Source organism: Stenotrophomonas sp. OVS01A (assembly GCF_019969775.1).
GTDB classification, from domain to species: Bacteria; Pseudomonadota; Gammaproteobacteria; order Xanthomonadales; family Xanthomonadaceae; genus Stenotrophomonas; species Stenotrophomonas indicatrix.
In genome coordinates, this window is the sequence record NZ_JAHXYV010000005.1 from 22,759 (window position 1) to 46,945 (window position 24,187).

The 24,187-nt window shown below is 66.6% G+C and carries 19 protein-coding genes; 13 read left to right on the plus strand and 6 right to left on the minus strand.

From position 1 onward, the window contains the following. Positions 1-91: 91 nt before the first annotated feature. Entirely contained in the window at positions 92-577 is a 486-nt protein-coding gene (gene folK, locus LC407_RS16155) for a 2-amino-4-hydroxy-6-hydroxymethyldihydropteridine diphosphokinase (RefSeq protein ID WP_080149831.1), read from the plus strand. A gap of 76 nt (positions 578-653) precedes the next feature. On the opposite strand, the gene LC407_RS16160 is transcribed toward folK, so the two are convergent. Further along, positions 654-1,391: a pteridine reductase gene (locus LC407_RS16160; protein ID WP_025878691.1), complete on the minus strand. Its 738-nt coding sequence runs from the start codon at positions 1,389-1,391 to the stop codon at positions 654-656. Positions 1,392-1,450: 59 nt separating this feature from the next. On the opposite strand from LC407_RS16160, the gene LC407_RS16165 reads away from it, so the two are divergent. Next, complete coding sequence (locus tag LC407_RS16165) at positions 1,451-2,635, plus strand: SAM-dependent methyltransferase (RefSeq protein ID WP_025878690.1); 1,185 nt, start codon at positions 1,451-1,453, stop codon at positions 2,633-2,635. Beyond that, the gene (locus LC407_RS16170) at positions 2,632-3,024 is read left to right on the plus strand and encodes a membrane protein (protein ID WP_025878689.1); all 393 of its coding nucleotides are present in this window, start codon (positions 2,632-2,634) and stop codon (positions 3,022-3,024) included. Before LC407_RS16165 ends, LC407_RS16170 begins: the two co-directional genes overlap by 4 nt. A gap of 706 nt (positions 3,025-3,730) precedes the next feature. Here the strand turns inward: LC407_RS16170 and LC407_RS16175 are convergent. The 3 genes from LC407_RS16175 to LC407_RS16185 form a co-directional block, all read right to left on the minus strand. Beyond that, on the minus strand, positions 3,731-6,088 hold the full coding sequence (locus LC407_RS16175; protein WP_223483195.1) for a family 20 glycosylhydrolase: 2,358 nt from the start codon (positions 6,086-6,088) through the stop codon (positions 3,731-3,733). Between the two features lie 112 nt (positions 6,089-6,200). After that, the gene (locus LC407_RS16180) at positions 6,201-8,864 is read right to left on the minus strand and encodes a TonB-dependent receptor (RefSeq protein ID WP_223483196.1); all 2,664 of its coding nucleotides are present in this window, start codon (positions 8,862-8,864) and stop codon (positions 6,201-6,203) included. A gap of 142 nt (positions 8,865-9,006) precedes the next feature. Further along, positions 9,007-10,023, minus strand: coding sequence for a glucokinase family protein (locus LC407_RS16185; protein WP_223483197.1), 1,017 nt, complete (start codon positions 10,021-10,023; stop codon positions 9,007-9,009). A 384-nt stretch (positions 10,024-10,407) separates the two neighbouring features. Here LC407_RS16185 and LC407_RS16190 point away from each other — a divergent pair, with 384 nt between their 5' ends. From LC407_RS16190 to LC407_RS16215, 6 genes are all read left to right on the plus strand, one after another. Next, positions 10,408-11,700, plus strand: a complete 1,293-nt coding sequence (locus tag LC407_RS16190) for a sugar MFS transporter (RefSeq protein ID WP_059065118.1) — start codon at positions 10,408-10,410, stop codon at positions 11,698-11,700. Between the two features lie 39 nt (positions 11,701-11,739). Continuing rightward, a complete protein-coding gene (locus LC407_RS16195) occupies positions 11,740-12,807 on the plus strand; it encodes a LacI family DNA-binding transcriptional regulator (protein WP_025878684.1) in 1,068 nt (355 codons plus the stop codon). 7 nt (positions 12,808-12,814) lie between these two features. After that, complete coding sequence (locus LC407_RS16200) at positions 12,815-13,843, plus strand: SIS domain-containing protein (RefSeq protein WP_223483198.1); 1,029 nt, start codon at positions 12,815-12,817, stop codon at positions 13,841-13,843. Then, positions 13,843-14,991 (plus strand): N-acetylglucosamine-6-phosphate deacetylase, encoded by a 1,149-nt coding sequence (gene nagA, locus LC407_RS16205; RefSeq protein ID WP_032975389.1) that lies wholly within the window; start codon positions 13,843-13,845, stop codon positions 14,989-14,991. The genes LC407_RS16200 and nagA overlap by 1 nt, the downstream gene beginning before the upstream one ends. 2 nt (positions 14,992-14,993) lie before the next feature. After that, complete coding sequence (locus tag LC407_RS16210) at positions 14,994-16,061, plus strand: heparan-alpha-glucosaminide N-acetyltransferase domain-containing protein (RefSeq protein WP_223483199.1); 1,068 nt, start codon at positions 14,994-14,996, stop codon at positions 16,059-16,061. 317 nt (positions 16,062-16,378) lie between these two features. Further along, on the plus strand, positions 16,379-19,423 hold the full coding sequence (locus tag LC407_RS16215; protein ID WP_223483200.1) for an autotransporter domain-containing protein: 3,045 nt from the start codon (positions 16,379-16,381) through the stop codon (positions 19,421-19,423). Between the two features lie 341 nt (positions 19,424-19,764). On the opposite strand, the gene LC407_RS16220 is transcribed toward LC407_RS16215, so the two are convergent. Further along, positions 19,765-20,187 carry a hypothetical protein gene (locus LC407_RS16220; RefSeq protein WP_223483201.1) on the minus strand — a complete coding sequence of 141 codons (423 nt, stop codon included), beginning with the start codon at positions 20,185-20,187 and terminating at the stop codon, positions 19,765-19,767. Between the two features lie 372 nt (positions 20,188-20,559). Here LC407_RS16220 and LC407_RS16225 point away from each other — a divergent pair, with 372 nt between their 5' ends. From LC407_RS16225 to LC407_RS16240, 4 genes are all read left to right on the plus strand, one after another. After that, the gene (locus LC407_RS16225) at positions 20,560-21,600 is read left to right on the plus strand and encodes a S41 family peptidase (RefSeq protein WP_223483202.1); all 1,041 of its coding nucleotides are present in this window, start codon (positions 20,560-20,562) and stop codon (positions 21,598-21,600) included. A 3-nt stretch (positions 21,601-21,603) separates the two neighbouring features. Next, on the plus strand, positions 21,604-21,942 hold the full coding sequence (locus tag LC407_RS16230; RefSeq protein ID WP_088100945.1) for a hypothetical protein: 339 nt from the start codon (positions 21,604-21,606) through the stop codon (positions 21,940-21,942). Positions 21,943-22,005: 63 nt separating this feature from the next. After that, the gene (locus LC407_RS16235) at positions 22,006-22,365 is read left to right on the plus strand and encodes a transcriptional regulator (protein WP_223483203.1); all 360 of its coding nucleotides are present in this window, start codon (positions 22,006-22,008) and stop codon (positions 22,363-22,365) included. An 87-nt stretch (positions 22,366-22,452) separates the two neighbouring features. Beyond that, positions 22,453-22,887: an SseB family protein gene (locus tag LC407_RS16240; RefSeq protein WP_059065110.1), complete on the plus strand. Its 435-nt coding sequence runs from the start codon at positions 22,453-22,455 to the stop codon at positions 22,885-22,887. Between the two features lie 57 nt (positions 22,888-22,944). Here the strand turns inward: LC407_RS16240 and LC407_RS16245 are convergent, their stop codons facing one another. Further along, positions 22,945-24,165 (minus strand): multifunctional CCA addition/repair protein, encoded by a 1,221-nt coding sequence (locus LC407_RS16245; protein ID WP_223483204.1) that lies wholly within the window; start codon positions 24,163-24,165, stop codon positions 22,945-22,947. Positions 24,166-24,187: the final 22 nt, after the last annotated feature.

Sequence of the window (24,187 nt, forward strand, 5' to 3'; positions counted from 1 at the left end):
CGGTGCCCTATCATATGCGTCCCGGATTGTAGGCAGGCCGTTGTGACGATGGCATGCCCGCGCTCCACCTGATTGCCGTCACCGGAACCGCATGACCACCGTGCTCCTGAGCCTGGGCAGCAACGTCCATCCCCGCCGCTACCTCCACGCTGCGGTGGCGGCCCTGCGCGAGCGCTTTGGCGCGCTGCAGGTGTCTGCCGCCTACCGCACCGCTGCCGTCGGTTTCGACGGCCCGGCCTTCCTCAACAACGGCGTTGCCCTCGAGACCGACCTGCCGCTGCAGGAACTGGATGACTGGCTGCACGCGCTGGAAGATGCGCATGGTCGTGACCGCAGCGGCCCGCGCTTCTCCGACCGGACCCTGGACGTCGATGTGGTGTTCTATGGCGACCTGGTGGTGGAGGGTCCCGGCCATCTGCGTATTCCGCGCCCGGAACTGAAGCATGCCTTCGTGCTGAAGCCGCTGGCTGACATCGCCCCGGACTTCGTCGATCCGGTCAGCGGCATGGACCTGGCCACGCTGTGGCGCGCGCACAAGCAGTTTGGTGAAGCGTTCGAGGTCGTGGACCTGGAATGATGGGTTGTTGTTGCCGCTGCGCTCGCCGGGCATGGCCCGGCGCTACCGGTAGTGCCGGCCGCTGGCCGGCAACATTTCAGCTGACCGTACGCCCACCATCCACGCGCAACGTGTGGCCGGTGACGAAGCTGGCCTCGGCCGCCAGCCAGTAAACCGCTTCGGCGATTTCCTCGACCGTGCCGATCCGCGCCAGCGGCGTGCGCGCCAGCAGCGCCTCGCGGGCGAAATCGTCCTTGCCCTGTTCCGGCCACAGGATCGCACCGGGTGCCACCGCGTTCACCCGCACCTTCGGCGCCAGTTCCAGCGCCAGCGAGCGGGTGGCCATTTCCAGCGCGGCCTTCGCCATCGTGTAAGCGATGTGGTCGCGCATCGGGTCGGTGCCGTGCAGGTCGGTCAGGTTGACGATGCAGCCGTGCTGGCGGCGCAGGTAAGGCGCGGCGGCCTGGGCCAGCAGCAGCGGCGCCCGCGCATTGACCGCGTACAGCTCGTCCATCGCCTCGGCGGTGACCTGGCCGAGCGGGGTGGGGAAGAAGTTGGAGGCGTTGTTGACCAGCGCATCCAGGCGGCCGAAGTGGGTGACCGCCTGCTCGACCAGATCGGCCAGGGCATCGGCGTCGCGCAGATCGGCCTGCAACGCCAGCACGCTGCCGGGGCGCTCGTTGTCCAGGTTGAAGGCGGCCTGCTGCAGTTCGGCGCTGGAGGTATGGGCGTGCAGCACCACCGACCAGCCACAGGCGTGGAACTGGCGGGCGATGGCCGCGCCGATCCGGCGTGCGCTGCCGGTGATCAGGGCCACGGGGGCGGTGTCACTCATCGAGGGTCCTCCAAGGCTCGGCTATCCTGTGCACCATTGTCACCGCATTCGAAGACGCCATGCAGCCTACCTTCCCCCTGCCCGAAGCCGATGCCCTGGCCCACAGCGATCAACTGGCCGCCGCCCTGCGTGCCGAGATCCTCGCACAGGGGGGGGCGATGCCGTTCTCCCGCTTCATGGAGCTGTGCCTGTACACGCCGGGCTGGGGCTACTACAGCGCCGGTGCCAGCAAATTCGGCGGCAGCGGCGATTTCACCACCGCACCGGAACTCGGCAGCCTGTTCGCCGGCAGCGTGGCCAATGCACTGGCGCCGGTGTTCGGCCAGCTCGATGCGCACGCACGGATGCTGGAACTGGGCGGCGGCACCGGCGCCTTCGCCGAGGCGGTGCTGCTGCGCCTGGCCGAGCTGGAGGCGCTGCCGGCCCGTTACGCGATCCTCGAACCCAGTGCGGACCTGCGCCAGCGCCAGCAGGAGCGCCTGCAGCAGAACCTGCCGCCCGAACTGGCCGGCCGGGTGGAATGGCTTGATCGTCCGTTCGAGGACGACTGGGACGGCGTGGTGTTCGCCAACGAGGTGATCGATGCGCTGCCGACACCGCGCTTCCTCATCAAGGACGGCGAGGTATACGAGGAAACCGTCGAACTGGACGGGCAGGGCAACTTCATCCGTGGCGCACAGCCGGCCGACCTCCTGCTCAACGGCGCGGTGCGCCATCTCGAGCGCTACCTGGAAAAGCCCTTTGCCGACGGCTACCGTTCTGAAGTGCTGCCGCAGCTGCCGTACTGGCTGCAGGCGGTGGCCGGTGGCCTGCGGCGTGGCGCGATGCTGTTCGTGGACTACGGCTACAACCGGGGCGAGTTCTACCAGGAAGAACGCGATGACGGCACCGTGCGCGCGTTCTACCGTCACCACGTGCACAACGAGATCCATCGTTGGCCGGGCCTGCAGGACATCACCGCATCGGTCGATTTCACTGCCATGGCCGAGGCCGGCCTGCATGGCGGATTTGAATTGGCCGGGTACTGCAGCCAGGCCAGTTTCCTGCTCGGCAACGGCCTGGACCAGGTACTGACCCTGGCAGAGGAGCGCACCGATGAGGTGGGCCGCATCCAGTTGCGCGACCAGGTGAAGAAGCTGACCCTGCCAACGGAGATGGGCGAGCGTTTCCAGGCCATTGGCCTGCAGCGCGACGTCGATTTCGAACCGGCTTTCGAACTGGGCGACCTGAGCTGGCGCCTGTGAGTGCAGCGTTGCCGGTGATCAAGCCGCTGCGGCGGCCGCGACTGTGGACCGCGTTGTGGGTGTTGGCGGTGCTGACGGTGATCGTGGTCTGCCTGATTCCGCCGCCGCCGATCCCGTTGCCGGAAAACAGCGACAAGGGCGAGCATTTCCTGGCTTATTTCATCCTGGCTGGCAGCGCGGTGCAGTTGTTCCGACGAGGCCGCCCGCTGCTGTGGGTAGGTGCTGGCCTGGTGCTGATGGGCGTCGGCATCGAGTTCGCGCAGGGCGCGTTGACCAGCAACCGCATGGCCGATCCGATGGATGCGGTGGCCAACACCGTTGGCGTGTTGGCGGGGATGGCTACCGCGTTGACCCCGCTGCGCGACATGCTGCTGCGCTGGCGGGGGTAAGGCGCGCCAACCAAGGTTGGCGACTACCAAAGGCAGCCAGGCATGGCCTGGCGCTACAGTAGATCCACGCCATGCGTGGATGAATCTTCCCGGCGCCAACCAAGGTTGGCGTCTACCAAAGTCAGCCAGGCATGGCCTGGCTCTACAGTAGATCCACGCCATGCGTGGATGAATCTCGCCGGCGCCAACCAAGGTTGGCGTCTACCAAGGCAGCCAGGCATGGCCTGGCTCTACAGTAGATCCACGCCATGCGTGGATGAATCTTCCCGGCGCCAACCAAGGTTGGCGTCTACCAAAGGCAGCCAGGCATGGCCTGGCTCTACAGTAGATCCACGCCATGCGTGGATGGATCTCGCCGGCGCCAACCAAGGTTGGCGTCTACCAAAGGCAGCCAGGCATGGCTTGGCTCTACAGTAGATCCACGCCATGCGTGGATGGATCTCGCCGGCGCCAACCAAGGTTGGCATCTACCAAAGGCAGCCAGGCATGGCCTGGCTCTACTGTAGATCCACGCCATGCGTGGATGAATCTCGGCGGCGCTAACCAAGGTTGGCGTCTACCAAAGGCAGCCAGGCATGGCCTGGCGCTACAGTAGATCCACGCCATGCGTGGATGGATCTCGGCGGCGCCAACCAAGGTTGGCGTCTACCAACGCAGCCAGGCATGGCCTGGCTCTACGTTAGAGCCACGCCATGCGTGTCCGCCGCTATTTCCCCAGCGTCACCTCATCCAGCACCCACATCGCCGGGCGCGTGTCGCCGGTGAAGTTGATGCACAGATCGCCCGTGCCCGAGGTGCCCTTCGGCAAAGCCGCACGCAGGGTCACGAAGCCGTCGGCATCGGTCTGCGCCGGCAGCGGCACCTGCGCCAGGACCTTGCCGGTGCAGTCACCGCGACGGATCAGCATTTCGCCGTGCGCGCTCCGGGCCTTTTCGAAGCGACGCTTCGGCTCGTCGTGGGCCAGCTGGAAGTAGTACGGAATGCGGCCCGCGCGCACTTCCACGCTGCCGATGCCATCCAGCTGTGCCTGCGGCCAACGCCAGCACGGCTGGAAGATGTCGACGGTGAACACCGCACGCGCACCTTCGCGCGGACCATCATCTTCCAGGCGCAGTACCAAGCCCTTCTCGCCGACGCAGCTGCGCAGTGCTTCGCTGTGCCGCGACAGCAGCGACTGCGCGGTGTACGCCGCCACCGTCGGCTTTGCAGCCAGCAGCTGGCCCTGGTAGAAGGCGGCAGCCTGCACCGTCGCCGGCAGCGTGGACGTCAGTGGCTGCCGGTACAGCGGCGATTGCGCGGTCACCGGCTTGCCGTCGCTGCTGTAGCGCACTTCATAGCCCAGTGGATTGGCCAGCGACACGGTCACCGTGTTCGCCGCGCGGTCATCGGTGTAGGCCACGCCTACTTCGAACGGCGTCTGCGCGTAGGCCAGGCCCCAGGCCCGATAGCGCTGCAGCTGCGAGGGCAGGCGTGCCAGGAAGTCGCGGAAATCGCGATGCTCCGGCGTGCTCCAGCCGGTCTCGGCCACGGCGGCCAGGCGCGGGAACAGGTTGTGCTGCAGACGCGCGTAGGTGCGCGTGTGCTCGGTGAACATGTTCGCCTGCAGGCCGAGGATGTGCCCGCGCTTGTCGGCGGCCAGTTCGGCCGGCACCGGTTCGTAGTTGTAGAGCTTGGCCAGGTTCACCTGCGTCGGCCGGCCCGGCGGTTCGTTTGGCGAGGCCGTCTGCAGGTAATCCAGGTACAGATGGCTGACCGGCGACATCACCACATCGTGGCCGGCGCTGGCCGCAGCAAGGCCGCCTTCGGTGCCGCGCCAGGACATTACCGTGGCCTGCGGCGGCAGGCCGCCCTCAAGGATTTCGTCCCAGCCGATCAGGCGACGGTCGTGTTGTTCCAGGAAGGTTTCCAGGCGCTTGATGATGTGGCTCTGCATGGCCATCTCATCCTTGATGCCGAGCGCGCGCATGCGCTGCTGCACCTGTTTTGATGCCTCCCACTGATCCTTCACCGCCTCGTCGCCACCCACATGCACATACCTGGCCGGGAACAGCTGGATCACTTCTTCCAGCACGTTTTCCAGGAAGGTAACGGTGCCGTCCTCAACATTGAACAGGTTCGGGAACACGCCCCATTCGCTCAACGGCTTCAACGGCGTGTCGATCGTACCCAGTTCCGGATAGGCGGCGATGGCAGCGGTGGCGTGGCCGGGTACATCGATCTCCGGAATGACCTGGATATGCAGCTTGGCGGCGTAGGCGATCACTTCGCGGATCTGGTCCTGCGTGTAGAAGCCGCAGTACGGATGCTCCTTGCCACTGACCGGATCGATGCCGCCATCACCGGCCGGAAGGCGGCAGCTGCCGACTTCGGTCAGCTTCGGGTAGCGCTTGATCTCCATGCGCCAGCCCTGGTCGTCGGTCAGGTGCCAATGGAAGGTGTTGAGCTTGTGCGCGGCCATCGCATCGAGCACGCGCTTGATCTCGTCCAGGCTCTGGAAGTGCCGTGCCGAGTCGAGCATGAAGCCACGCCAGCTGAAGCGCGGCGCATCCTGGATCTGCACGGCCGGCAGCACGCCGTTGCTGCCGCCGGTGGCGAGCTGGGCCAGGGTGGTGGCGCCGTAGAACAGGCCGGTCTCGTTGCCGGCCTGCACCAGCACGCCCTGCGCGGTGCTTTCCAGCGTGTAGCCCTCGCCGCTGTCGCGGAAGGTCGGCACGATCTGGAAGCGGATGCTGTTGCCCTTGGCGGCGGCATTGCCGTTGGCCACGGCCAGTCGCGGCCCACCACTGCGCGCCAGCAGGTCGGCGAACTGTGCGGCCACGCGCTGTGCGGCTTCGCCATCGGCATGCAGCACGGTAGCGGCGCCCACGGTGATGCCCGCGCCGTTGCCGCGCTGCACGTTGGCCGGTGCGGGAATCAACATCAGGCTGCCGGCGCGCAGCTGCGGGCCAGGGCCGGTATCGAGTGCCGGGGCATCGGCGGCCAGTGCCGGCAGCACAGGCAGGGCGGCCAGCAGGCTGCCCAGCAACAGAAGGCTGCGCATCCTGGCGCGGGTGGGCTTCGTCATCGGAAGGACTCCTTGGATCGGGTGCGATGTTCGCTATACATGAAAAACGCCGGGCCCGGAATGACCCAGGCCCGGCGTGCGTGCACGACTCGGCGATGAGGCTGCCGCTGGATCAGTACTTGAAGCGGAAGTTCAGGTAGTACTGGCGACCGTTGCTGTAGAACGAGGTCGGAATGGCCGCGGTCTGGTAGTACTTGTAGGTCGGGTTGTTGAGGTTCAGGCCATCCAGGCTGATGCTCAGCCAGTCGGTGGCCTTGAAGCTCAGCGACGCCGACAGCGTGCCGAAGTCATCCTGGTAGTACGGGTTGGTGCCCGACAGGCTGATCAGGAACGAGGAACGGTGGGTATAGCTGACCCGTGCACCGAAGCGCTCGTTCTCGAAGTACGCGCCCACGTTGTAGGTGTTCTTCGAGGTGCCCAGCAGGTTGTGCGAACCATCGGACCAGGTGTGCGCGGTCGTGCCGTTGGCGTAGGTGTAGTTGGCGTTGACGCCGAAGTATTCGCCGATCGGCTGCTCGTAGGCCACTTCCACGCCGGTGACCTTGCCGTCGGCATTGATCGGGGTGGAGATCTGGTAGGTCTCAAGCTGGTTGGTCAGTTCGCTGTACAGCTGGCGCGAGACGACGTCGAAGGCGATGTAGTCCTTCAGGTCCATGTGGTAGGCGCCGATCGACAACAGGCCGCGCGGCATGAAGTACCACTCCAGGTTGGCATCCAGGTTGGTGGACAGGGTCGGCTTGAGGTTCGGGTTGCCGCCGCCGCCGGTCCGGTTCAGGTCGGAACCGTACGAGGACGCGCCCAGTGCCGAGTAGTCCGGCAGGGTCTGGGTCTGCGACGCGGCCACGCGCAGCACGAGGTTGTCGTCCAGGTCGAACTTGATGTTGGCGCTGGGCAGCACGCGGTTGCGCTTGTTCTGGAAGGCCATGCGTTCCCACATGCCGAACAGGCTGCTGACATCCGCATCGGCAGCATTGCTGACGGCGTTGTAGGTATCGATGTCCTGCTTGATGTTGACGTAGCGCAGGCCCAGGTTGCCGCTCCACCAGTCACCGCGGAAATTGGCCTGCACGTAGCCGGCGAAGTTCTTTTCCTTCACCCGCCACTCGGCACCGTAGTTGTGGCGACCGGTCGGGCCGTCGTTGCCCGCCAGCCAGGTGGAGTTGTTGGTCACCGCCTCCTTCAGCGCACCGGGGGTGAAGTACCAGATGTTGCGCGGGAAGGTGCCGCCGATATCGCCGGCAAAACCGTTCGGGTAGTTGGAGGTGGCACCGTTCTTCAGTGCACTCCAGATGTCACCCGGGGTCGCGCCTTCCGGCGACAGCGCTTCGCGCTTGTGATCGGCAAAGCGCACACCGAAATCGAGCGAGCTCAGCACGCCGCCGTCGTTGAAGTACTGGTTGAAGTCGAGCGTGGCCCACTTCTCCTTGTCTTCGGCGGTGACCTGCTGGTTGCCCCAGGTGCCGAAGCTGGTGACGCCGTTGGGCGAGAGGTCGCCGCCGACGTTCCAGTCGATCGGCGAGCCGCTGCCGTGCGTGGCCCAGCTGGCGCCACCGCCGCCGGCCAGGGTGACCTCGGCGATGTACTGGCGCGGGGTCTCACCGGTGCCCTTGGTGCTGCCGGCCTGGAACTTGGCGGTCAGGCTGTCGCTGATCTGCCAGTCGGCATCGAAGGTGACGTAGCTCGACTTGGCCTTCGACTCGCGGTAGATCATGTCGTACACCACGTAGTTGGTGCCCGGCACGCCTGCATAGGTGGCGTTGGTCAGCACGCCATCCTTGACCACATAGCCCGGGTTCGGCGCCTGCACCTTGGCGAAGCTGTTGCCGAACATCATGAAGTTGCGGTTGTAGTTGTTCGCCTTCAGCTCGGAGCTGAAACCATTCAGGCCCAGGGTGAGGGTGTCGGTCGGCTTGAACTGCAGCGAGACCAGGCCGCCCTTGCGCTCGCGGGTCTGTTCGAACAGGGTCGAACCCAGCAGGCCGGGAACGTTGACGCCGATCAGGTCCGGATTGGTCAGGGCCACCGGATCCTTGGGACCGATCTGGAAGAAGCCACCCGGAATTTCCTGCGCTTCACGGCGCAGTTCGCGCTTCTGGCTGAAGCCCTGCACCATCACGCCGAAGGTGTTTTCTTCGTTCTTGTAGTTGAACAATGCCGAGTACTGCGGGTCGTTCGACTTGGCCTGGTCCGAACGCACCATGCCGATCGAGCCTTCAGCGGTGAACTGCTTGGAGAACTCCAGCGGCTTGCGGGTGATGATGTTGACGGTACCGGTGGTGCCACCGTCCTGCAGCTTGGCCTGCGAGGACTTGTTCACTTCCACCGAGCTGACCAGTTCCGACGGCAGCAGCGAGTAGCTGACGCTGCGGCCGACGTTGTTGCCCTGGCTGAGCACGAACCAGTCGGCCGAACCGACGGTGTGGCCGTTGATCAGGGTCTGGGTGAGGCTGGGGCTGGTGCCGCGCAGGCTGACACGGTCGGCTTCGTCGAAGCCGCCCTCATCGGCGCTGGACGAGCTGATGTTGACGCCCGGCAGGCGCTGCAGGGTATCGGCGACGTTGTGCGCCGGCAGCTTGCCCACGTCTTCGGCGGTGACCACTTCCACGCGCGCATTGGCTTCGCGCTTGGTGTCCAGCGACTTCTCCATCGAACCGCGGATACCGGTAACGGTGACGGTGTCCAGATCGGTGGCGGTCGGGGCGGCCTGCTGCGCGTGCGCACTGAAGGCGATGCAGCTGACGATGGCGGCCGAAAGCAAGGTCTTGCGGGTATTCATGATGTCTCTCCTCATCACTCGATTGGATGCCGGCGGCGATATGGGATTGCGGTTGCGATGACGTGCGCGGGGCGGCGGCGATGTCCCGGCATTGGCGTGCCACGTACTGCGTGCTGCGATTGCGTTGAAGCCGATTGCAGGTTCAGGCGTCGGCGTGGAGCAGGTACCAGCTGGCAGCGCCGATCACGCCCAGCTGTCCGTGCTCGACCACCTTCACCGGGATGCGTGCCAGCGCCTCGCCCATCGGCCCCTTCTGCAGGTAGCGTTCGACGAAGGTGCTGGTACGCAGGTACTCGCGGATCTGCGGCAGGATCCCGCCGGCCAGGTAGACCCCGCCGTGGGCGCCATAGAACAGGGCCATGTCGCCGATGGTGCTGCCGAGCAGGCCGCAGAACACATCCAGCGCCTGACGCGCAAGCGGATCGGTGCCGGTCATCGCCGCAGCGGTGACCGCATCGGGGCTGGCCAGCGCCGGTGCCTGCCCCTGCAGCGCGCAGATCGCGCGGTACAGGTTCATCAGGCCGGGACCGGAAAGGGCATGTTCGATCGACACGTGCGCGCGGTCGCGCTGCATGTGGCGGACGATCGCCATTTCCAGTTCGGTGCTGGCGGCCAGGGTCGGCTGCCCGGCTTCGGTGGCGAGCACCACCGGGCCGTTGGCGGTGGGAATCCACAGCGCTGCGCCCAGGCCCGTGCCGGGGCCGACCACCAGGGTCGGGCCGCGCGGCGCCGTTTCCGGGCCGCACAGGTGCAGCACGCCGCTGGCATCGACCTGCGCGGCCGCGTAGGCCACCGCTTCGAAGTCATTGACGATGTGCACCCGCTGCAGGCCGACGTCGGCCTCGATCTGCCGCGCCGACAACGGCCACGGCACGTTGGCGGTGATCACCGTGCCGTCTTCGCGGGCATAGCCGGCGGTGGCGACCACGCAATGCGACGGGCGCGGGCCTTCGGCCAGGAAGTCGGCGAGGATCGCGCTGAGCCCGGCGTGGTCGGCGTTGCGGTACTTGCGGTAATCGAGCACCTGCACCGGATGGGCATCGTCGCCGCTGGCCTGGACCCGGGCGACACGCACATGGGTGCCGCCAACGTCGGCAGCCAGGAACGAGGGCGCGACGCGGGACAGGACATAGGCCGGGGCGGGATGGCTGGCGGTCACGCGGGCTCCTGCTGCAGGTGGGGCCGGCCCCGGGAAGGGCAACGATGGAGCCGGCGATTGGGCGGAGTCTGTAACCGCGTTGACAACGATGTCAACGAGTTCGTGACACTTTCGTTGCTGCGCCGCAACGAATGCAGATCGCCGTAAACGTTTACATGGCGTGAGTACTGCATCCCGGGCGGAACCGTTGCAGCAAGGGGCTTCAAGGGCCAAGCGCATTCAGCGGATGGCCGTGCAACGCGCTTGCGCAGTGCAACATGAGGTGTGGTGACCCGCGCATGGAAGTTGACAAACGGTCGCTGTCCATCGAAAGAATGTGACAACGTTGTTCCCAGCCACTCTCCGACGCCGTGTTCTGCGGCCGTCGCCGCAGGAGCCTTCCTGATGTCAGCCGTCCCCGCTGCAAGCGCACGCCCGAACGTGGCCTCGTCCATCGCCATCGTCGGCGTGCTGTTCTTCCTGATCGGCTTCTTCACCTGGCTCAACGGCCCGTTGATCACCTTCGTCAAACTCGCCTTCGAGCTGAGCGAGGTCGGCGCCTTCCTGGTGCTGATGGTGTTCTACCTGTCCTACTTCTTCCTGGCCCTGCCGGCGTCGTGGATCCTGCGCCGCACCGGCATGAAAAAAGGCCTGAGCCTGAGCCTGCTGGTGATGGCCGGTGGTGCGGCGTTGTTCGGTGAATTCGCCACCCAGCGCTGGTATCCCGGTGCACTGGGCGGCCTGTTCGTGATCGGTAGCGGCCTTGCGCTGCTGCAGACCGCGATCAACCCGTACATCTCCATCCTCGGCCCGATCGAAACCGCCGCACGGCGCATCGCGATGATGGGCATCTGCAACAAGATCGCTGGCATCCTTGCGCCGATATTGATCGGCACTCTGGTGCTGCATGGCATCGGTGATCTCGACGCTCAGGTGCAGGCCGCCGATGCGGCCACCAAGGCCACGCTGCTCAACCAGTTCGCGGCCAAGATCCACGCGCCGTATCTGGCCATGGCCGGTTTGCTGGTGCTGCTGGCGGTGGCGGTATTGTTCTCGCCGCTGCCCGAAATCAAGGCCTCCGAGGCCAATGCCACTCCGGCCGGCGTGCCAGGCAAGGCCGAGCGCAGCAGCATCTTCCAGTTCCCGCATCTGTGGCTGGGCGTGCTCTGCCTGTTCGTCTACGTCGGCGTGGAAGTAATGGCCGGAGATGCCATCGGTACCTACGGTCATGGCTTCGACCTGCCGCTGGACCAGACCAAGATGTTCACCGCGTTCACCCTGTTTGCGATGCTCATCGGCTACGTGGTCGGCCTGGTGTTGATCCCGCGAGTGGTCTCGCAGTCGCGCTACCTGACCATCTCGGCGGTACTGGGCGTGCTGTTCTGCCTGGGCGCCTTCTTCACCCACGGCTATGTGTCGGTCGCCTTCGTGGCGCTGCTGGGCTTTGCCAACGCGATGATGTGGCCGGCGATCTTCCCGCTGGCGATCCGTGGCCTGGGCCGCTTCACCGAAACCGGTTCGGCGCTGCTGGTCATGGGCATCGCCGGCGGCGCGATCATTCCGCAGCTGTTTGCCGTGCTCAAACAGCACATCGACTTCCAGCTGGTGTTCCTGCTGCTGATGGTGCCCTGCTACCTGTACATCCTGTTCTACTCGGTGGTCGGCCATCGCGTCGGCCTGCCGCAGGACAAGGTCTGATCGGCGATGATGGACGGCAGCCAACCCCAGGAAAAGCCGATGCGCAGAGCGACCATCAAGGACGTTGCCGAAAAGGCCAAGGTCTCGCTGAAGACGGTGTCGCGGGTGATCAACAACGAGCCCTCGGTGATGCAGGCCACCCGTGCGCGGGTGCTGCGTGCCATTGCCGAGCTCGACTACGAACCCGATCCGTCGGCGCGCAACCTGCGCAGCGGCACCACCTTCGTGATCGGGCTGGTGTACGACAACCCCAACCCGTACCACATCATCGGCGTGCAGAACGGTGTGCTCGCGGCCTGCCGCGAAACCGGCTTCGGCCTGCAGATCCATCCGTGCGATTCCAGTTCGCCGCTGCTGGCCGATGAACTGGCCGACTGGGTGCAGCGCTCGCGCCTGGCTGGGCTGGTGCTGACCGCACCGATGTCCGAACGTCGCGACCTGGTCCAGGCGCTCACCGCGCGCGGCATCAAGCTGGTGCGGATCATTGCCGCCACCGAAGATCCGGCCGATGGCGCCTGCGTGTTCGTCGACGACCGCGAAGCCGCCTATGAAATCACCGAGCACCTGATCCAGCTGGGCCACCAGCGCATCGGCTTCCTCTGGGGTGGCACCTCGCACCGTTCTTCGGGCGAACGCTACGCCGGTTACGAGGCCGCGCTGAAGGACTACGGCATGACCGTGGACAAGCATCTGGTGGTGCAGGGCGACTATACCTTCGACGATGGTTTCCGCGGTGCGCGGCGCCTGCTGGCACTGCGCGAACCGCCCACCGCCATCTTCGGTTCCAACGATGAAATCGCCGCCGGCGTGCTGGCCGCAGCGAAGTCGGCCGGCATGAACGTGCCCTACGACCTGTCCATTGCCGGCTTCGAGGACAGTCCGTTCTCGCGCCAGTCGTGGCCGCCGCTGACCACCGCCAAGCAGGCCACCGAAGACATCGCCCGCCATGCCGCGCGCCTGCTGATCGCACAGCTGCGCAGCGATGCCTACGACGATGCGCCGGCGCCGCTGCACAACCAGGGCTTCGTGCCGCAACTGGTGGTGCGCGGCTCGACCGCACCGATGCGTCCTGCCGCCGCGCGCCCCCTTCCTTCCGATCCTTCCTGAGCCTGCCATGTCGCTGTCCGATCCCACCGCCACCCTGATGTTCGCCGAGGCTGCCGAAGCGGCCGAGGTCGTTGCCCGCCAGTTCGCCCGCAACCACGCCGTGATGGAGACGCTGGCAGCCAGCCTGCGCGCTACGCCGCCGCCGTTCGTGGTGACCTGCGCACGTGGCAGCTCCGACCATGCCGCGACCTACGGCAAGTACCTGCTGGAAACCCAGCTGGGCCTGGTCGTTGCCTCGGCCTCGCCGTCGGTGGGTTCGGTCTACGCGGCACCGCTGCAGCTGCGCGGTGCGTTGTTCATTGTCATCTCGCAGTCCGGCAAGAGCCCGGACCTGCTGCGTAATGCCGAAGCGGCCAAGGCCGCTGGCGCGCGCGTGGTGGCGCTGGTCAACGTCGAGGATTCTCCGCTGGCACAACTGGCCGACACGGTCATTCCGCTGCATGCCGGCGTGGAGAAGAGCGTGGCGGCGACCAAGAGCTACCTCGCTTCGTTGTCCGCGCTGCTGCAGCTGGCCGCGTACTGGAAGCAGGACAGCGCGCTGCGCAACGCTCTGGACCTGCTGCCCGATGCGATGCGCGAGGCCTGGCAGTGCGACTGGAGCGCGGTGACCGATGGCCTGGTGGAGGCCAACAACCTGTTCGTGCTCGGCCGTGGCCTCGGCCTGGGCGCGGCGCAGGAAGCGGCGCTGAAGTTCAAGGAAACCTGCAGCCTGCATGCCGAGGCCTACAGCTCGGCCGAGGTCAAGCATGGTCCGATGGCGCTGGTCGATCGCGGCTTCCCGGTGCTGGCCTTTGCCCAGCCCGATGAGACCGGCGCCGGTACCCGTGCCGTGGCTGAAGAGTTCACCGCACGTGGCGCCAAGGTGTGGCTGGCCGGTGCCGGCGGCAACCTGCCGGTCGCTGCCGCGCCGCATCCGCTGTGCGCGCCGCTGCTGACGGTGCAGAGCTTCTATCGCGCGATCAATGCACTGGCGCTGCGCCGTGGCTTCAACCCGGATCTGCCGCCGCATCTGAACAAGGTGACGGAGACGGTGTGATGGCAACCGTCCTGCGCAATGCCCGCATTCTTGCCGGCGATGAGTTCCGCGATGATCTTGCGGTGGTGATCGAAGACGGCCACATCAGCGCGCTGCTGCCCGACGCGGCGCCGCAGCTGGGTACGGCCGACGAGCAGGTGGATCTTGGCGGTGGCTGGCTGCTGCCCGGCTTCATCGATGTACAGGTCAATGGCGGTGGCGGCGCGCTGTTCAACAACACGCCCGACGTCGAGTCGCTGCGTACGATTGCCCGTGCGCATCGCCGCTTCGGCACCACGGCAATGCTGCCGACCCTGATCAGTGACGACGTGGTCGTGATGCGCGAGGCGATCGGCGCGATGCGCCAGGCGATCGCACAGGGCGTGCCCGGCGTGATCGGCATCCACCTGGAAGGCCCGTACATCGCACCGGCGCGCAAGGGCACGCACGATGCCAGCAAGTTCCGCGTGCCGGACGAGCAGGAAATCGAACTGGCGTCGTCGCTGGACAACGGCGTGACCCTGCTGACCCTGGCGCCCGAGCGCGTGCCGCTGGAGACCATCCGCGCGCTGGTCGAGCGCGGTGTGATCGTCGCTGCTGGCCACACGGCCGGCACCTATGAAGAGATCCGTGCCGGCCTCGATGCCGGCGTACGTGGCTTCACCCATCTGTACAACGCGATGTCGCCGCTGCAGGGCCGCGAACCCGGCGCAGTCGGCGCGGCGCTGGAAGATCGCGACAGCTGGATCGGCATCATCGTCGATGGCGTGCACGTGCATCCGGCCAGCCTGCGGGTGGCGCTGGCGGCCAAGCCGCGTGGCCGCCTGCTGCTGGTGACCGACGCGATGCCGCCGGTCGGTGCCGACGATCCGAGCTACGTGCTGTATGGCGAAACCATTACTGCCATCGACGGCGTGGTGCGCAACGCGGCCGGCTCGCTGGCCGGTTCGGCGCTGGACATGGCCACTGCCGTGCGCAACACCGTGCAGTTGCTGCGCCAGCCGCTGGCTGAAGCCGCGCGCATGGCCTCGACCTATCCGGCGCAGTTCCTCAATGTCGATGATCGCCTGGGCTACATCGCCGAGGGCTACCAGGCCGACCTGGTGCTGCTGGACGACGCGCTGCAGGTGCGTGGTACGTGGATCGCCGGCCAGTACGAGGCGGCCTGACGATGAGCAGCGCGCCGCCACGCCGGTTGGGCTCGATCGACGCCCTGCGCGGCATGACCGTGGCGGCGATGCTGCTGGTCAACAACCCAGGCGACTGGAGCGCGGTGTTCGCACCGCTGCGCCATTCCGACTGGCACGGTTGTACGCCGACCGATCTGGTGTTCCCGTTCTTCCTGTTCCTTGTTGGCGTGTCGATGGCCTTCAGCGTCGCACCGCGCGCGCTGGATCCGGCCGCACGGCCTGCGCTTGCACGTGGCGTGCTGGAACGCGCGCTGCGCATCGCCGTTGCCGGTGTGCTGCTGCACCTGCTTGTTTGGTGGGCACTGCACACGCACCATTTCCGCATCTGGGGCGTGCTGCAGCGCATTGCGCTGTGCGCGGCCGTAGTGGGCGTGCTGGCGGTGTATGCGCGCCCGCGCGTGCAGGCGGCCGCGCTGGTGGCGCTGCTGGTGGGCTACGCCGCGCTGCTGCTGGGCGTGGGTGACCTGGCGCCGTGGACCAACCCGGCCAGTCGCCTGGATACCACCTTGTTCGCGCCATGGATCTACCAATGGCAGGCCGATACCGGTCTGGGCCATGACCCGGAAGGATTGCTGAGCAGTCTGGGTGCATTGGCCAGCACCGTGCTGGGCCTGCTGGCCGGGGGCCTGCTGCGCAGTGGCCGCGCCGGTGCATTGGCCGCGCTGGGTGCGGTCACCGCCGTGCTTGGCCTGCTGCTGGCAACCGTACTGCCGCTCAACAAGCAGCTGTGGACGCCCAGCTACGTGCTGTGGACCGGTGGCCTGGCCGCGCTGGCATTGTGGCTGGGCCACCTGCTGATCGACCGCAAGGGATGGCCGGCACTGGGCCGGCGCTTCGGCGTCAATGCCATCACCGCCTATCTGGGTGCCTCGGTGATGTCGGTGATCCTGCTGGCCACCGGCGCCTGGGGTTGGGTCTGGCAACAGTTGGCCGCAGCAATGCCACAGGCGCTGGAGCTGGCCTCGATGCTGCAGGCGCTGGGGTTCGTCGCGCTGTGGTGGGGCGTGGCGTGGTGGTTGGACCGGCGTCGCATTTATCTGAAGATCTGAGCGCGGCAAACATCGTTGAGAACGGCCCATCCACGCATGGCGTGGATCTACTGGGCATGGCCCATCCGTGTGTGGATCCATGGCTATCCAGGTGTGGCATGCCCGCTGTGCCATGCGTGGATGTTCCATCCCGGGCGATGGGAAATGAATCGGTTCATCGACATGCGGGCTGCGTGACTACTTCCCGGTTTCACAACGAAAGCGTGACCGACTGCCGATAAGTTCAGCTATCGAAACCATTCATGGCAGGGCAGACTGCATCAGCAGTGTCGTACAGAGCATCCGCAGTTCCTGATCCCCCGACCCAGGAGTGCTGTATGTCCCATGTCGTCCCGCGCGGGTTCCGCCAGCGCCGCTTGACCGTTTCCCTGCTGCAGATCCTGGCGATGCCCTCGCTGCTCGCCCTGTCCGCCCCTGCCGCCTGGGCCGGGTGCGACGCGACGGCTCCCGTGGCCGGGCAGACCGTCACCTGCAGCAGCACCGCCCCCAATCCCGAGACAGCAGCCATCAGCGCCAGTGGCGCGGCAGGCATCACCGTGAATGTTGGCAATGGCGCGCAGCTGCAGCAGGCCGGCGCGGGCAGCGCCGTCTCCCTGCTCGGCGCGGGCGGGCACGTGCTCACCAATCTCGGCACCATCAGCTCGGCGAGCGGTACCGCGGTACAGCTTGGCGGCGGCAGCCGCGTCGACAACACCGGCAGCATCAGTTCCGGCAGCGGTATCGCACTGCAGTTCAGCGGTGCCGGCGACAGCGAGCTGGTCAACCGCGGCACCATCAGTGGCAGCAGCGGCGTGCAGTTCGGTGCCGGCAACGATCGTCTGCAGATGCTGGCCGGCAGCATCAGCGGCGGCGTGCAGCAGGGCGATGGCAACGACGTGCTGCTGCTCAGCGGCGGCACCATCGACAGCCTCGACCAGGGCAATGGCGATGACCAGCTGACCGTCAACGCCGGCACCATCACCGGGCTGGTGACGCAGGGCAGTGGCCGCGATGATTTCGTCATGACCGGCGGCACCATCGGCGCCCTGCAGCAGGGCGACAACATCGACACCTTCCGCATGAGCGGTGGCCGCATCGTCGGCGCGTTCGAAGATGGCGACCAGGCGTGGATGACCGGCGGCCGCATCGGCCGCGTCAACATGAAACTGGACAAGAACCTGTGGGACATGTCCGGCGGCACCGACGACGGCAACGTGGTCACCGGCTTCGACACCGACACCATCATCATCTCCAACGACGCCTACATCGGCGGCAACATCAGCGTCAGTGGCGGCGCCGACAGCGTCACCATCACCGGTGGCACGGTGCGTGGCCAGGTGCTGCTGAGCACCGGCAACGACACCTTCAACTGGAATGGCGGCGGCATTGTCTACGGCGCCATCGACATGGGCCCCGACGATGACGTCGCGACCCTGGGCAATCTCAACCAGGCCAACCTCGGCGCTGTACCGCTGTTCGATGGTGGCACCGGCAGCGATCGCCTCAGCTTCAACAACGTCAAGACCGCTGGCGTCGGACGCTTCCAGAACTGGGAAGCGATCAGCCTGGCCAGCAGCACCGAGCTCACCTTCGATGGCGACCTGGTGCTGGGCGACAGTGCCACCGGCACCGGCAGCTTGAACGTGGACGAGACCAGCACGCTGTTCGCCGGTGGCGGCAACCATGCGATCCGCCCGTTCGCGGCAGCTGCGCTGGTGAACATGGTCAACGCCGGACGCATTGATCTGACCAACAACAGCGGCGCCGGCGATGCCTTCACCATCCGTGGCAACTACCGCGGCGACGGCGGTGGCGTGTACCTGCAGACCGTGCTGGGTGCGGACGACTCAGCCAGCGACCGCCTGGTCTTTGATGGCGGCACCGCCACCGGCAGCACCGGCCTTGGCATCATCAACACCGGTGGCGGAGGAGCGGCCACGCTGGTCGACGGTATCCTGGTGGTGCAGGCGCTGAACGGCGCAACCACCGCGCCAGGCGCGTTCTCGTTGTTCGCACCGGTCTCGGCCGGTGCCTACGAGTATTTCCTGTTCAAGGGCGGCGTCAGCGCCGGCACCGGCGAGAACTGGTACCTGCGTTCGACATTGGCGGCCGGGCCGACGCCCGCGCCGAACGGCGGCGGCGAAGTACTGCCACCGCCACCGCCGACGCCCCCGGTGGCGCCACCACCGCCGATTCCCCCGGCACCCCCGCCGCCGCCAGAGGGCGCCACCGATCCGGACCTGACCGCAGGCGAGACCGCGCCGCCGCCACCGCCGCCGGAACCTGCGCCGGTAGCGCCGCCCAGTGATCCACCCGTACCGGACGTGCCGGTGGCCGGTGGCAGCCTGCCCGGTACCGGTTCGCCGCCGCCCAGTGCGGGGGCAAGGCCCGCCGCGCCGAACGAGAACGGCCTGGTGCCGCTGTACCGCCTGGAGACCGCGGCCTACGCCGTGGTGCCGCCGCTGCTGCGCGAGACTTCGCTGGCCAGCCTGGGGACCTTCCATGAGCGCCAGGGCGAACAGCGACTGCTGTACAACCAGGGCACCTTCCGCACGGCGTGGGGACGGCTGGTCGGGCAGAGCAGCGAGATCCACTGGAAAGGCGATGCACGGCCCGGCTTCGATGGTGACGTGATGGGTGTGCAGGCAGGCCTGGATGTGTGGGCTGCCAGCGGTGACAGCCACCGCAACCAGATCGGCGTGTTCGTCGGCCGCACTCGCGCCGATGGCAGGATCACCGGCCTGGCGGTAGGCTGGGACAACGTGTTGGTCGGCCAGAGCCGGTTGGACGACAAGCACGTGGGCCTGTACTGGACGTTGACCGACAGCAGCGGCGGCTACATCGATGCGGTGGCGATGCAGAGCCGCTACGACGGCCGCACGCGCTCCTCGCGCGGGCTGGGCATCGACCTCAAGGGCGATGGCACCACGCTGTCGCTGGAAGCGGGCAAGCCACTGCTGCAGTTCGGGCAGTCATCGTGGTGGCTGGAACCGCAGCTGCAGGTGATCTGGCAGCGCAGTTCACTGGATGACCAGCGTGATCTGGTGTCCACCGTTTCCTTCGACAACGACAACGCCTGGACCGGCCGCGTCGGCCTGCGCCTGGCGGGCGATTACCAGTTGGCCGACAACGGCTGGCAGCCGTACTTCAAGTTGAACTACTGGCATGGCCGTTCAGGCGAGGACCGCATCCTGTTCGACAGCGACGCGATCATCAATTCGCAGCGCTCGCGTGCTGTGGAGGCCGGTGTCGGCGTGGTCGGGCGCTTCAACCGCACGATCAGCGCGTATGCCGTGGCCGACTACACCCGCGAGGTTGGTGGCAGCGACAACGGCAAGCGCCGCATCATCGAAGGCAACATCGGCCTGCGCGCGAACTGGTGACGACCTCCGCTTTGGTGGGTGTCGACCCAGGTCGACACGAATCCAACCGACGCCATGACCCGCTCTGGTGGGTGCCGACCCAGGTCGGCACGAATCCCCCCGGCGCCATGATCCGCTCTGGTAGGTGTCGACCTCGGTCGACACGAATCCCTCCAGCGGCATGACCCGCTCTGGTAGGTGTCGACCTCGGTCGACACGAATCCCTCCAGCGCCATGATCCGCTTTGGTGGGTGCCGACCCAGGTCGGTACGAATCCCTCCAGCGCCATGACCTGCTCTGGTAGGTGTCGACCTCGGTCGACACGCCCTGGCTACCAATCAAGCAATCCCAACGCCGCTGCATTACAACGGCGAACGCCCCAGCAACGCGCCCGCGTGATCGGCCAGCAGCTGTACCGCATGCAGCAGCCCTTCCTCCGTCAGCGGCGGGCACTGCGCCTCCGCGTCGTCCAGTTCACGCGCTGCCTGCGTCGCCAGCAGCACACCCCCCAGCGCCGACAACGCCAGCAGGCAGCGCGTGGTGCAGGCCAGATCGCGCGCCCGCGCCGGCGTGATGCGCAGTTCCGTCCACGGCTCGCCGTCAGCGGCGTGGCAGCGCGTGACGTCGCGCAGCCGCTTGAAGAAGGCGGGCGTGGGGACAGCTTCATCGGCTTCGGCCAGCGCGTCTTCCAGCGCTTCGGCGGTGGTGTTGGGCAGCTGCAGGTCGGGCAGGGCATCACCCAGCAATGTGTGCAGGCGCGGATAGGTGGGGTAGAGCGTGGTCATGGCAACAACCTCACAGGGCTGGGCCACCTGCGGGATGCAAGGTGGCGGGCGGTGCGGGTTGGCGTGCCGGTCAAGAGCAAAGAAGAAGCCGACGGACCCAAGGGTCCCCACGCACCGCCCGCCATGGACCGGCAGGTGGTGCATTGTCGCGAGTGCCTGCATCGAGGCAATCGGTCATCTTTGCTCATTGATTCAGGACGCCAATCCCGGCCAGCGCAGGTGGCGCCGGCACAGCGACCTTCGCGCGTTTGCCAGCGTGCCGACATGGGCAAAGTTGTAAATCGCAGTCCGATCCTGACGTGCCTGATGCGACACGCCGCGCGGCGGCCAAGGCGCTATGCTTCGCCTTCATTCAACGACAGGGAGATGTCGATGCGGAACAGCAAAGGATTGCCGGGGCGTGCCCTCCTCATCGCCGCGCTGCTGGCAACGACCGCTGCCACTGCGGCCGACGCCATCGAGATTCCATCACCCGCCGCACAGGAACAGCTGCTGGACATGCTTGAACGCGAGGCGCTGTACCGAGGCAGGGTCGATTGGCCTGCCACGCGCACGCGGCTGAAAGATGCGCAGGGCGATCCGGCCAAGGTCCGGACCGTCCTGGCCGAGGCCATCGGTCGCAGTTCAGGCGGTCACGGCAGCTGGATGACCCCGCAACGACAGCAGCAACGCGTGGAGCGTTTCGCCCGCGAAAACGCCACCGCTGCTGCCCGCAGCGAAAGTGACACCACTCGCGCACGTGACCCGCGTATCGGCCAGGTGCTGATCGAGGGCTATGCGGCAGACCCCGGTGCGCCGCCGCAGCAGCTGCAGCAACAGAACATCCAGCGTGCGGTGCGTTGGCAGAACGCCATCCGTGAAAAGGACAGCACGCCTCGCTGTGGCTGGATCGTCGACCTGCGCGACAACACCGGCGGCAACATGTGGCCGATGCTGCTGGGCGTTGCGCCGCTGCTGCGCACCTCGGCGATGGCTATCGAGGACGTGGGCTCATTCGAGACCGCCGACGGTCCGGTACACTGGCAGACCACTGCCAGTGGCGTGCGCATGGGCGAGGCGACGCGCCTGGATTTCGGCCAGCCCAGCTATCTGCCCCGCAAGGTCGGCGCGCCGGTGGCGGTGTTGACCGGCCCGCGCACCGCCAGTTCCGGCGAAGCGACCGTACTGGCGTTCCGAGGCCGGGCGCAGACCCGCAGTTTCGGACAGCCCACGGCAGGTGTATCGACGGCCAACGTGGTGCGCCGGCTGGTGGACGGCAGCGCGTTGGTGCTGACCACCAGCGTCATGCGCGATCGCAATGGAAATGGCGACGGGCGGAAGATCGCGCCGGACCAGGCCACCGTCGGCGATGCCGCCACGGTGGCGGCGGCCGAAGCCTGGCTGCTGGCCCAGCCCGCCTGCAAGGAGGGCTGAACGTTGCTGCTGATCGGCCAACACGAACGGGTGCTGATTGTCGGCCCCACCGAATCGCACCACTGCCTGCGCTGCCAGACCGAAACCGAATTCGCCCCGCAGCTGCGCTACAGGATGGCGCGCATCGACCTGCTGTTCGGCTTCGTCTACCAGCGCCGCTACGAGCTGGCCTGCACCGGCTGCGAGCACGGCTGGGTGCTGGATACCGAAAGCATGGACCAGCAGCTCGGCGGGGTGCCGATCCCGTTCCGGCACCGCTTTGGGCTGCCGGTGATGCTGGTGATAGTGGCCGGGCTGGCAGTGGCGGGGTGGATGTGGCGGCATGGACACGGTGGGGGCTGACCGTATAACTGAAGTGCTGCGTGCGGCTTATGATCTGGTTAGCGCTTGTACTGCGGAGTTTCCATGAACATTCGTCCTGTTCGCACAGAAGTCGACTATCAGAACGCGTTGCGCGAGCTGGAGGCCTATTTCGAGAACGAACCTGCGCTGGATAGCGAAGAGGGAGATCGTTTCGAGATTCTCGCCACCTTGGTGGAGGCCTACGAAGCGAAGCACTACCCGAGCGAGCTGCCGGACCCGATTGAAGCGATCCGCTTCCGCATGGAGCAGGGCGGTCTGACCGTCAAGGATCTGGTGCCCTCGATTGGTCAGCTCAACCGCGTATACGAGGTATTGAATCGCAAGCGCGGATTGACCCTGGAGATGATCCGCAATCTGCACCGCAACCTGGGCATTCCGGCGGAAAGCCTGATCGGCCGCTGAGGTCGATTCCGCTGCGGAACGAGGTGTACGTAGGCTGATGCCGGGCCTGCTAAAGTTGCAGCCAGCAACCACGTACCGGAACCGACCATGGACCACGAAACGCCTTTCGAACCCGCCAACGACCTGGAAGTGCGCCTGTTGCAGGCCCAGGACGGAACCCTCACGGCCTCGCAGTTCCTCGACGGCCTGCTGACCGCGCCGGTGTTCGTGCTGCTGGACAAGGCCATCGGTGAAGACGGCGCCTGGGACGAGAGCATTTCGCCGCTGGTGCTGACCAGCGAAAGCGGCGAGCCGATGTTTGCGGTGTTCACCGCGCCCGAGCGCGCGGAGATCTGGCACGAGCAGCTGCCGCAGTTTGCCCACGCCATGCCCATCGCGGTGCATGCACTGCTGTCGGGCATCGGCGAGGGCGTCGGCCTGGTGCTGAATCCCGGCCTGGACGTGGGCATGGAGATGATCCCCGACGCGGTGGCGCAGCTGAAGGAACGTGCTGCGGCGATCACCCGCGGGATGGCGCACTGATAGCGCTGTGGTTGCCGGCCAGCGGCCGGCACTACCGGTAAAAGTGCCGGATAAGCATCAGCGGGCGGCGGCGATCGCCCGTACACGCGCCTTGGCCAGCGCCTCACCAATGGCCGGGCCTTTGAGGTGTGTGGTGTCCAGGTCACGCGCCTGCACTGACAGCGCCGCCCGGTGCAGGCGCTTGAGTGTTTCGCCCTGCGGGTAGTCGCTGTCCTCGAAACCCAGCCGGCCGCGCTTGTCGGCCTCGCAGCACAGCGCGATGCGTGCCACCCGCTCCGGCCGGCGCAACGCATCGCAGCGGCCCAGCAGTTCCAGCACGGTGGAATCGCGCAGCTCGTCGATGCGATGCACGTTCAGATGCTCGCGGCATACCGCCTCGGCCAGCTGCTGGTGCTCGGTCGGAATCTTCAGGCGCGCGCACAGGTCCTTCAGCGGCGTGATGCCGCGCTGCTCGTGCATGATGTGGCGCGGCCATTCCTCGGCCGGGGTCAGGCCCTTGCCGAGGTCGTGGGTCAGTGCGGCGAAGCCGACCAGGTCATCACCGGGCGCCAGCTTCGCCGCCATGTCGCTGACCATTTCCTGGTGGATGCCAGTGTCGACTTCCGGATGGAATTCCGCGCGCTGCGGTACGCCGTACAACGCTTCCAGTTCTGGCAGTATCGGGCCAAGCGCGTGCGCGTCGTGCAGGGTGCGCAGGAACGCCGATGGGCGTTCGCACACTAATGCCTTACGCAGTTCCTGCCACACACGTTCCGGTACCAGCGCGTCGAGCTCGCCACTGGCGGCCACCTCGCGCATCAGCACCATGGTTTCCGGCGCGACGGTGAAACCGAGCGAGGCGAAGCGGGCCATGAAGCGCGCCGCACGCAGCACGCGTAGCGGGTCTTCAACGAATGCGGGACCGACATGGCGCAGCACGCGCTGCTCGATGTCGCGCGCACCGCCATAGGGATCAACCAGCGTGCCGCTGTCTTCATCGCAGGCGATGGCATTGATGGTGAAGTCGCGGCGCTGCAGGTCTTCTTCCAGCGTCACCGCCGGATCGGCATCGACCACGAAGCCGCGGTAGCCACGGCCGGATTTGCGTTCGGTGCGGGCCAGAGCGTATTCCTCTCCGGTCTTCGGGTGCAGGAAGACGGGAAAATCACGGCCGACGGCGGTGTAGCCCTGCGCTTCCATCTGCGCGGGCGTGGCGCCGACGACGACCCAGTCACGGTCGCCGGCAGGGCGCTGCAACAGGCGGTCGCGCACGGCGCCGCCGACAAGATAGATCTTCATGGGGGGATGATGGCACGGTAGC

Coding starts and splice junctions, on each gene's coding strand:
- folK (WP_080149831.1), top strand. CDS start 92: ATGACCACCGTGCTCCTGAGCCTGGGCAGCAACGTCCATCCCCGCCGC.
- LC407_RS16160 (WP_025878691.1), bottom strand. CDS start 1,391: ATGAGTGACACCGCCCCCGTGGCCCTGATCACCGGCAGCGCACGCCGG.
- LC407_RS16165 (WP_025878690.1), top strand. CDS start 1,451: ATGCAGCCTACCTTCCCCCTGCCCGAAGCCGATGCCCTGGCCCACAGC.
- LC407_RS16175 (WP_223483195.1), bottom strand. CDS start 6,088: ATGACGAAGCCCACCCGCGCCAGGATGCGCAGCCTTCTGTTGCTGGGC.
- LC407_RS16180 (WP_223483196.1), bottom strand. CDS start 8,864: ATGAATACCCGCAAGACCTTGCTTTCGGCCGCCATCGTCAGCTGCATC.
- LC407_RS16190 (WP_059065118.1), top strand. CDS start 10,408: ATGTCAGCCGTCCCCGCTGCAAGCGCACGCCCGAACGTGGCCTCGTCC.
- LC407_RS16195 (WP_025878684.1), top strand. CDS start 11,740: ATGCGCAGAGCGACCATCAAGGACGTTGCCGAAAAGGCCAAGGTCTCG.
- LC407_RS16200 (WP_223483198.1), top strand. CDS start 12,815: ATGTCGCTGTCCGATCCCACCGCCACCCTGATGTTCGCCGAGGCTGCC.
- nagA (WP_032975389.1), top strand. CDS start 13,843: ATGGCAACCGTCCTGCGCAATGCCCGCATTCTTGCCGGCGATGAGTTC.
- LC407_RS16210 (WP_223483199.1), top strand. CDS start 14,994: ATGAGCAGCGCGCCGCCACGCCGGTTGGGCTCGATCGACGCCCTGCGC.
- LC407_RS16215 (WP_223483200.1), top strand. CDS start 16,379: ATGTCCCATGTCGTCCCGCGCGGGTTCCGCCAGCGCCGCTTGACCGTT.
- LC407_RS16220 (WP_223483201.1), bottom strand. CDS start 20,187: ATGACCACGCTCTACCCCACCTATCCGCGCCTGCACACATTGCTGGGT.
- LC407_RS16225 (WP_223483202.1), top strand. CDS start 20,560: ATGCGGAACAGCAAAGGATTGCCGGGGCGTGCCCTCCTCATCGCCGCG.
- LC407_RS16235 (WP_223483203.1), top strand. CDS start 22,006: ATGAACATTCGTCCTGTTCGCACAGAAGTCGACTATCAGAACGCGTTG.
- LC407_RS16240 (WP_059065110.1), top strand. CDS start 22,453: ATGGACCACGAAACGCCTTTCGAACCCGCCAACGACCTGGAAGTGCGC.
- LC407_RS16245 (WP_223483204.1), bottom strand. CDS start 24,165: ATGAAGATCTATCTTGTCGGCGGCGCCGTGCGCGACCGCCTGTTGCAG.